The sequence below is a fragment of the uncultured Gordonia sp. genome (genome assembly GCF_937858515.1).
Lineage (GTDB): Bacteria > Actinomycetota > Actinomycetes > Mycobacteriales > Mycobacteriaceae > Gordonia.
Genome location: NZ_CALLZT010000101.1, coordinates 1 through 7283, shown reverse-complemented (window position 1 = coordinate 7283; position 7283 = coordinate 1). Strand labels below are relative to the sequence as shown.

Here is a 7283-nt window from a genome sequence, read left to right as displayed (position 1 = left end):
TCTGCTTTTGGTTCCTGGGGGTTCGGTGGTTGGATCTTCATGGTGCTTCAAGGTGGTGTTCTGCTTTTGGTTCCTGGGGGTTCGGTGGTTGGATCCTCACGGTGCTTCAAGAAGATGGTCCACCTTCTTGATCCCTGAGGCCGAAGCGACGAAGGAGCGAGGGTCTCGAAGGGTCCGGTGACGCCAGGCTCTCAACGGAAGACCGAAGCCTTGACGCCGGGGGCCAAGATGAGTTCTCGACCGCGAATACACAACAACAGGAGCTGTAATGGCAACGCTTGCACAGACTGTCGGGTTGACCGATGTTCAGCAGGAAATCGTCAGCAACGTCCGGCGATTCGTCGACAAGGAGATCATTCCGGTTGCCTCGCAACTGGAGAAGACCGACACCTATCCGACGGAGATCGTCGAGCAGATGGCCGAGATGGGTCTGTTCGGGCTGATGATCCCCGAGGAATACGGCGGGATCGGTGAGTCGCTGCTCACCTACGCCCTGTGCGTCGAAGAACTCGCGCGCGGCTGGATGAGCGTATCCGGGGTGATCAACACCCATTTCATCGTCGCCTACATGATCCGCCAGCACGGCACCGATGAGCAGAAGCAGAACTATCTCCCGCGGATGGCGACAGGTGAACTGCGCGGTGCGTTCTCGATGTCCGAACCCGAACTAGGATCCGATGTCGCGGCGATCCGCACCAAGGCGCGTCCCGATGCCGACGGCAATTACCGCATCGACGGCCAGAAGATGTGGCTCACCAACGGTGGCAGTTCGTCGCTGGTGGCGGTCCTGGTCCGCACCGACGACGACCTGACCAAGAAACACCGCGGCCTGACCACCTTCCTGATCGAGAAAACCCCCGGATTCGGCGAGGTGGCACCGGGTCTGACGATTCCCGGGAAGATCGACAAACTCGGCTACAAGGGCATCGACACCACCGAGATGGTGTTCGACGGTTTCACAGCCCCCGCGGACACAATCCTCGGCGGCGAACCGGGCCAGGGCTTCTTCCACATGATGGACGGTGTGGAAGTGGGCCGGGTCAATGTGTCGGCGCGGGCGTGTGGCGTGGGGCAGCGGGCGTTCGAGCTCGCCATCCGGTACGCGCAGCAGCGCAGCACCTTCGGCAAACCGATCGCGCAGCATCAGGCCATCGCGTTTCAGCTCGCCGAGATGGCGACGAAGGTCGAGATGGCACACCTGATGATGGTCAACGCCGCCCGGCTCAAGGATTCCGGCGAACGCAACGATGTGGCCGCCGGAATGTCCAAGTACATGGCCAGCGAATTGTGTGCCGAGGTCACCCAGCAGAGTTTCCGCATCCACGGTGGTTATGGCTACTCCAAGGAGTACGAGATCGAACGCCTCATGCGCGATGCCCCGTTCCTGCTGATCGGTGAGGGTACCAGCGAGATCCAGAAGCAGATCATCTCCAAGCGGCTGCTGCAGGAGTACCGGATCTAGGACACGCCCTAGGGGTTCGGTTCGCGGGTACGGTGGGACCCGTGAACCGCTCGGATGTGCCGCCCGGATACGGCTATCGGCCAGCGCGTTCGCCGCTGGCGACCATCGTGTGGTGGGCGTCGATCGACACCGATGGTTCCTACACCGACGCCGCGACCGAGTTCTGGGGACTGTCGTTCGGGCTGCTCGGAGATGACACCCCGACGGCTACCCTGGTCGGTCCTGCTACCCGCCCTCGGACGCTGGAACTACCTGCCGGACAGGTGCACTGGGGTGTCGAATTGGCACCGCACGTGTTCCTGCGGGGGATCGACGTCAAACCCGTCGACGAGTTCCGTGAACTGGAGACCGACGGCGACTGGTTCCTGCTCGGGGGTACCCGCTACCCGGTCCCGGACCTCGACGGCCTCGAACGCCTCGTCGACTCCCTTGCGTCGCAGGGTGCGCTCGTCGCCGAACCACTCGTCGAACGCGCTCTGGACGGCAGGTCCGTTCCCGGTGCCGAACGGACGGTGCGGAGGATAGTGACGGAGACGGCCGGGATCGGCCGCAAGAACGTCGAGCAGATCCGGCGGGCCCGCACTGCCTACCGGCTCCTGCACGCCGGGCTGTCGGCGGCGGAGGCCGCGACGCAGGCCGGATACACCGACCAGTCGCACATGACCCGCGACTTCCGGCTGTTCGCCGGCGACACCCCCGGACGCATCTTGCGCGGCGACGGCGCGTCCCCGTTCGACAGCAGAGATGTGGCCGATTCTTCCAATCCGTGACGGTGGTGCGGGGGCGATTCTGGTGTTACCCGATGAAAGGACACAACGATGACCACCTCGCCGCTTCCCCGCGTACCCCAGGACGTTCTCGACACCGTCAGTGACCGGATCGCCGGTGTGCGGTTGCCGCGGTTGGTCCCCACGGCCGCCGCCGCACCCGGCCCCGCCCAGGACCGCCAGCGCAGTCTGCTCAACCGTTGGCGTGACGGATTCGACTGGCGGGCAATCGAAGACCGCGTCGAAGCACTCGGGTATCACGAGACCACGCTCGCCGACGGCCGCACGCTGGCCGCCATCGTCGCCCGTGCCGACAAGAGCACCGGGGCGCCGATTCTGCTGATCCACGGCTGGCCCGATTCGCCGCTGCGCTTCCTCGACCTCATCCCGCTGCTGCTCGACGCCGGCCACGATGTGGTGGCACCGGCGATTCCGGGTTTCTGGTACAGCACCGAACCCGAGGGTGAGATGTCGCGGGACCTGGCAGCCGAAGACTTCCACACCCTGATGGGCGAAGTGGGCTACTCACGGTTCGCCGTCCACGCCGGCGACTGGGGCAGTGCCGTCGCCCAGAGCATCGCCCAGAGTCATCCGGACAGTGTTGTGGCGCTACATCTTACGGACGTGCCGTTCGATCTCGCCTACACCATCGACGTGACCGACTGCTCGCCCGCCGAGGCGCTGTACCTGACGGCGATCGAAAAGTTCGGTGCCGGCGCCCTCTACCTCACCGCGAACACGATGCAGCCGAACCTGATCGCATCGGTGCTCGCCGACACCCCGTTCGGGCTCGCGGCGTGGCTCGGCAGCCTGTACGACGCGTGGAGCGACACCCCGATCGCCGACGACCATGTCATCGCCAATGCCGCCGTGCAGTACCTGACCGGTACGGTGCGGTCGTCGATGCGCCTGTACTCCGAACCGGCCGCCGGCTGGGGAGCCGACGAATCAGACTGGGGTACCGACGAATCGGATTGGGGAGCCGACGAGTCCGGCGCAGGCTCGTGGGAGGGCACTGCCGCCGAGACCGCGGATGCTGCCGGCGACTGGTCCGATGGCGGGGCCGATTGGGCGCCCGCCCGCGTCGAGATTCCAACGGCATTCGCCCTGTTCCCCGCCGATCTGGCGATGGCACCACGTGAGCTCGCCGAACGGTTCTTCGCCGTCGAACGATTCACGATCATGCCCCGCGGCGGTCATTTCGCCGCGCTCGAGGAGCCCGCGCTGCTTGCCGACGACATCGTCGGGTTCCTCGCGCAGCTCTGATCGTCAGCCGGCGGGGATGCTCGAGGGGGCGTCGATCAGCGAGCGCAGGACGGTGAAACTGTCGTGCGCCTCGACAGCGGCGACGGCACGTTCGACGCCGACCCTGGAGATCTCGAACGACTGCATCCGCTCGCCGGCCTCGGCGGTGCACACGAACGCCAGCCACGGTTCGGTGATCGCCGCCCGGTACAGCGTCCACATGTGGTCGCCGTCGGTGTCGACGCCGTGGTCGCCGAGCCGGGTCACATAGCGCCGCACCAGTTCCCGCTCGATGCGGCGGGCCTCGTCCGCCTCGAGGGATGCGGTGACGAAGTAGGCGATGTCGCGGATACCGGGCCAGGCCATCGCGACCTGCCAGTCGAGGAATCCGGGCCTGCCCTCCTCGAAGAACAGATTGCCCAGATGGGTGTCACCGTGAATCAAAGTGCGCGGCTGCGACGCCCAGAACGCGTCGATATCGGCGCTGCGTTCGAAGAAGATCCGGCAGTCGCGCTTCTGGTCATCGGGAATGATGCCGGCGGTGTGCCCGGTGATGGTGCCGATGAACTTACGCCGGATCAGATCGCCGAGCCGGATCTCCGCGGGTGAACGCTGGGCGAGCTCCCATAGATCACCGTCGAAGCGGTCGGTATTCCAGAACCGTGCGTGCAGCCCGGCGAGTGCGTCGACCACCGCCTCGGCCTCGGCGACGGTGACGGCGTCGACGACGGTACGGAACTCTGCTGTGGCTGAAAGATCCTCCAACAGAAGGACATTGCGTCGGCGCAGGGTGTCCTCCACAGCGAGATAGCAGCGGGGGGTGCGCACCGGCGGATCGTCGCCGAAGGCCCCGTAGGCGAGGACCTCCTTGGTACCGAGCCGGAAGACGTTCATCAGCACGTGCTGCAGGTAGTTGCGCGGCGGCAGTTTGAGGAACAGCGAATCGGGCAGGTGGGTATCCGACTTGACCGCCAGACGGGCACGATTGGCGGTTCCGGAATGCGCATCGACGACGGTGACCGATTCGATGGCGGTGCGGGGTACGCCGAGAGCGTCGGCGAGCCAGGACGCCGACACTTCCTTCTCGTTCAGCGGGACTTTCGCTCCGAACCCGATCGCCCGGTCAGCGAGGGCGCGGAAAGCCTCGGTGGTGACCAGCCCGATGCTCTGTGCGGTGATCAGAAGAGCCGGTGTCACTTCGCGCCCGCCTGTGCTTTGGCCTTCTCTCGGGCTTCACGTTCCTCCTTGTTACGCACCAGTTCCCGGAACCCGATCCGGTCGAGGTTCGATTTGGGTTGCACACCCCATTCGGTTTTGGCGGTGGTGCGCCCGGTGCCCTCACCCGGACCGCCGAACGGCGGGCCGTCGATCGGGTGCGGATACTTGCATTCGGCCTTCTCGTCGTTCCAGCGCACCTTCATGAATTCGTCACAGATCTCGGTGAGAGACAGCGTCGGCGCGCCGTACCAGACGGCGAGCACCGGGACGGTGAACGCACCCTCGATGACGAGGCCGAACAGACAGACGATGATGAAACGTTTGAGCCATTTGTGCATCCGGGCGAATGCGGGTGTGGTGCCCGGGGGGAGTTCCTGGTCGACCTCGGAATCGGCCGCGGTGGTGTTCTTGCTCATGGTTGGTCCTTGTGAGTTCAGTCGGCGAAGATTTCGCGGTTGACCGTGTGGAGGTAGGGGATGGCCAGGAACGGCGTTATATAGAAGATGTCGAACGCCCACCAGCCGACGACCGGGAGAATCGTTCCGTCAAAACGGATATCGGCGTACATGGTCATGTTCACCACATAGCCGACCCAGATCACCACCCCCATCCAGCAGGTGACGATCAGCCACTGATGACCCCAGCGTTTCATCTGCAGGAACGCGATGCCGGCGGCGATGCGCATCGGGAACACCACGAAGATGCAGGCGATCTCCCAGCCCTTCTCACCGGGCGCCGACGTGCCGCCGATGAACAGTGAGTTGTATTCCCAGAAGTAGCCGTTGTCGGCGTAGTTTCCCCAGGCGGTGAAGAACACCCGATTGAGGAGCGAGTGGTTGGCCATCAGATCCAGACCCCAGCCGATGCTGTTGATGAACGCGTCGAGGATCACCAGGTAGCCGATGAGGGTGACCATGATCGGCCGCACCGACATGCCGTCCTGGGTGGCCTTGCGCTGCAGGTACAGCCCGCGCAGGAAGATCGGCAGACCGATGAAACCGAACACCAGCGTGCCCATGAAGGCGGTGCCGGTGATGAGCCACTTGTCGGCTTGGCGCTGAGCGATCTTGCTGTCTTCTTCGTGCTGGTCGTAGGACAGGCCACCGGATGTGGGATTGGTCATGACGCGGCCGGAGCCGCCGGTCTTGTCTGTGAATGCCATGGCGTCAGTTCCACCAGCCGCGCTGGAACGACCAGACCAATTGCAGGATGAACATCGACAGCAGGAATCCGTAGATGGTGAGTTGAAGGACGATCAGCGCCCGCTTGCGGTCGCGGTCCTGCTTGTTGAGGGGAGCGTTCACGGGGAACTCCTAGGGGTATCGGAAAGGCGTTGGCGGGCAGGTCAATCGGAGAAGATCTCACGGTTGACCGTGTGCAGGAACGGCAGTGCCAGGAACGGTGTGATGAACATGATGTCGTAGGCCCACCAGCCGAGCACGGGCAGGATCGTGCCGTCGAAACGCAGGTCGGCGTACATGGTCATGTTGGAGATGTAGCCGATCCACAGCACCACCCCGAACCAGCAGGTGACGGTCAGCCACTGGTGTCCCCAGCGTTTCATCTGCAGGAAGGCGATGGCGGCGGCCACCCGCATCGGGAACACGACGAAGATTCCGACTGCCTCCCAGCCCTTTTCGCCGGGTGCCGACGCACCGCCGACGTACAGCTCGTTGTACTGCCAGAAGTAGGCGCCGTTGTCGGCGTAGTTGCCCCAGGCGGTGAAGAACACCCGGTTGAGCAGCGAATGGTTGGCGATGAAGTCGAGCGCCCAGCCGACGGTATTGAGGAATCCGTCGAGGATCACCAGGTAGCCGATGAGCGTGACCAGCAGCGGCCGGACGGTCAGTCCCTCCTGCTGGGCCTTACGCGAGAGGTACATCCCGTACAGGAACAGCGGTAGCCCGATCAGACCCAGCAGATAGGTGCCCATGAACGCGGTGCCCGCGATCATCCACAGATCCGACTTGCGTTGCGCCTTACGGCTTTCCTCTTCATGCTCGTCGTAGGTGAGCCCGGTCTTCCGCGGACTCTTCATCACCGGCGCCTGCGGGTCGTTCTTCTTTCCCGAGATCTGAAAACTCATGCGGGGGCTCCCGAGAGGTGGGCGGTGGCGATCTCGTAGAGCCCCTCGTGGATCGCGCCGTCACTGCTGAGCGGGGCGAGGATGCACGCCTGGGCGGCGGTGAGTTCGTCGGCGCCGGCGGCGATGAAGCGGGCGGCGGCCACCAGGGTCCGCGTGGACGGCGGTTCGAAGTGGAAGGCATCGTCGGCGTGGCGGATACTCAACGCGCAGTTGACCAGTCGGCGTGCCACGTCGGCGCCGACACCGGATTCGGCCACCAGTACCTCGATCTCCCGATCAGGCGGCAGATAGGTCATCGGTACGGTGACGAACCGCTGCCGGAACGACGGTTTGAGGTCCTTGAGCGAACTGCGGTAGGCGGGGTTGTAGGAGCAGACCAGCATGAAACCGTCCGGGGCGTGCAGGGTTTCACCCGCCCGGTCCAGGAACAGGGTGCGCCGGTGGTCGGTGAGCGAATGCAGGATCGCCAGCGAATCGTGCCGGGCCTCCACCACCTCGTCGAGGT

Annotated in this window: 9 protein-coding genes; 3 read left to right on the top strand and 6 right to left on the bottom strand. The window is 64.5% G+C overall.

Annotated features, from left to right (window positions below):
• Nucleotides 1-268: 268 nt before the first annotated feature.
• The 3 genes from Q0627_RS09195 to Q0627_RS09185 are packed head-to-tail and all read left to right on the top strand — an operon-like array spanning nucleotide 269 to nucleotide 3495.
• Nucleotides 269-1462, top strand: coding sequence for an acyl-CoA dehydrogenase family protein (locus tag Q0627_RS09195; RefSeq protein WP_291019402.1), 1194 nt, complete (start codon nucleotides 269-271; stop codon nucleotides 1460-1462).
• Between the two features lie 41 nt (nucleotides 1463-1503).
• On the top strand, nucleotides 1504-2232 hold the full coding sequence (locus Q0627_RS09190) for a helix-turn-helix domain-containing protein (protein WP_291019404.1): 729 nt from the start codon (nucleotides 1504-1506) through the stop codon (nucleotides 2230-2232).
• A gap of 48 nt (nucleotides 2233-2280) precedes the next feature.
• On the top strand, nucleotides 2281-3495 hold the full coding sequence (locus Q0627_RS09185) for an epoxide hydrolase family protein (RefSeq protein ID WP_291019407.1): 1215 nt from the start codon (nucleotides 2281-2283) through the stop codon (nucleotides 3493-3495).
• Nucleotides 3496-3498: 3 nt separating this feature from the next.
• Here the strand turns inward: Q0627_RS09185 and Q0627_RS09180 are convergent, their stop codons facing one another.
• From Q0627_RS09180 to Q0627_RS09155, 6 genes are all read right to left on the bottom strand, one after another.
• Nucleotides 3499-4671: a phosphotransferase gene (locus Q0627_RS09180; protein WP_291019410.1), complete on the bottom strand. Its 1173-nt coding sequence runs from the start codon at nucleotides 4669-4671 to the stop codon at nucleotides 3499-3501.
• Nucleotides 4668-5108: a hypothetical protein gene (locus Q0627_RS09175; RefSeq protein ID WP_291019413.1), complete on the bottom strand. Its 441-nt coding sequence runs from the start codon at nucleotides 5106-5108 to the stop codon at nucleotides 4668-4670. Before Q0627_RS09175 ends, Q0627_RS09180 begins: the two co-directional genes overlap by 4 nt.
• Before the next feature lie 17 nt (nucleotides 5109-5125).
• Nucleotides 5126-5815 (bottom strand): hypothetical protein, encoded by a 690-nt coding sequence (locus Q0627_RS09170; protein ID WP_291019439.1) that lies wholly within the window; start codon nucleotides 5813-5815, stop codon nucleotides 5126-5128.
• Nucleotides 5816-5858: 43 nt separating this feature from the next.
• A complete protein-coding gene (locus tag Q0627_RS09165) occupies nucleotides 5859-5996 on the bottom strand; it encodes a hypothetical protein (RefSeq protein ID WP_291019416.1) in 138 nt (45 codons plus the stop codon).
• A 41-nt stretch (nucleotides 5997-6037) separates the two neighbouring features.
• Entirely contained in the window at nucleotides 6038-6730 is a 693-nt protein-coding gene (locus Q0627_RS09160; protein ID WP_291019441.1) for a hypothetical protein, read from the bottom strand.
• 44 nt (nucleotides 6731-6774) lie between these two features.
• The coding region (locus Q0627_RS09155; RefSeq protein ID WP_298809228.1) for a CbbQ/NirQ/NorQ C-terminal domain-containing protein at nucleotides 6775-7283 on the bottom strand (509 nt) is incomplete at its 5' end.

Excerpts from the sequence above, each read along its gene's own strand:
- Q0627_RS09160 (WP_291019441.1), bottom strand. The coding sequence starts at position 6,730 with ATGAAGAGTCCGCGGAAGACCGGGCTCACCTACGACGAGCATGAAGAG.
- Q0627_RS09185 (WP_291019407.1), top strand. The coding sequence starts at position 2,281 with ATGACCACCTCGCCGCTTCCCCGCGTACCCCAGGACGTTCTCGACACC.
- Q0627_RS09170 (WP_291019439.1), bottom strand. The coding sequence starts at position 5,815 with ATGACCAATCCCACATCCGGTGGCCTGTCCTACGACCAGCACGAAGAA.
- Q0627_RS09195 (WP_291019402.1), top strand. The coding sequence starts at position 269 with ATGGCAACGCTTGCACAGACTGTCGGGTTGACCGATGTTCAGCAGGAA.
- Q0627_RS09175 (WP_291019413.1), bottom strand. The coding sequence starts at position 5,108 with ATGAGCAAGAACACCACCGCGGCCGATTCCGAGGTCGACCAGGAACTC.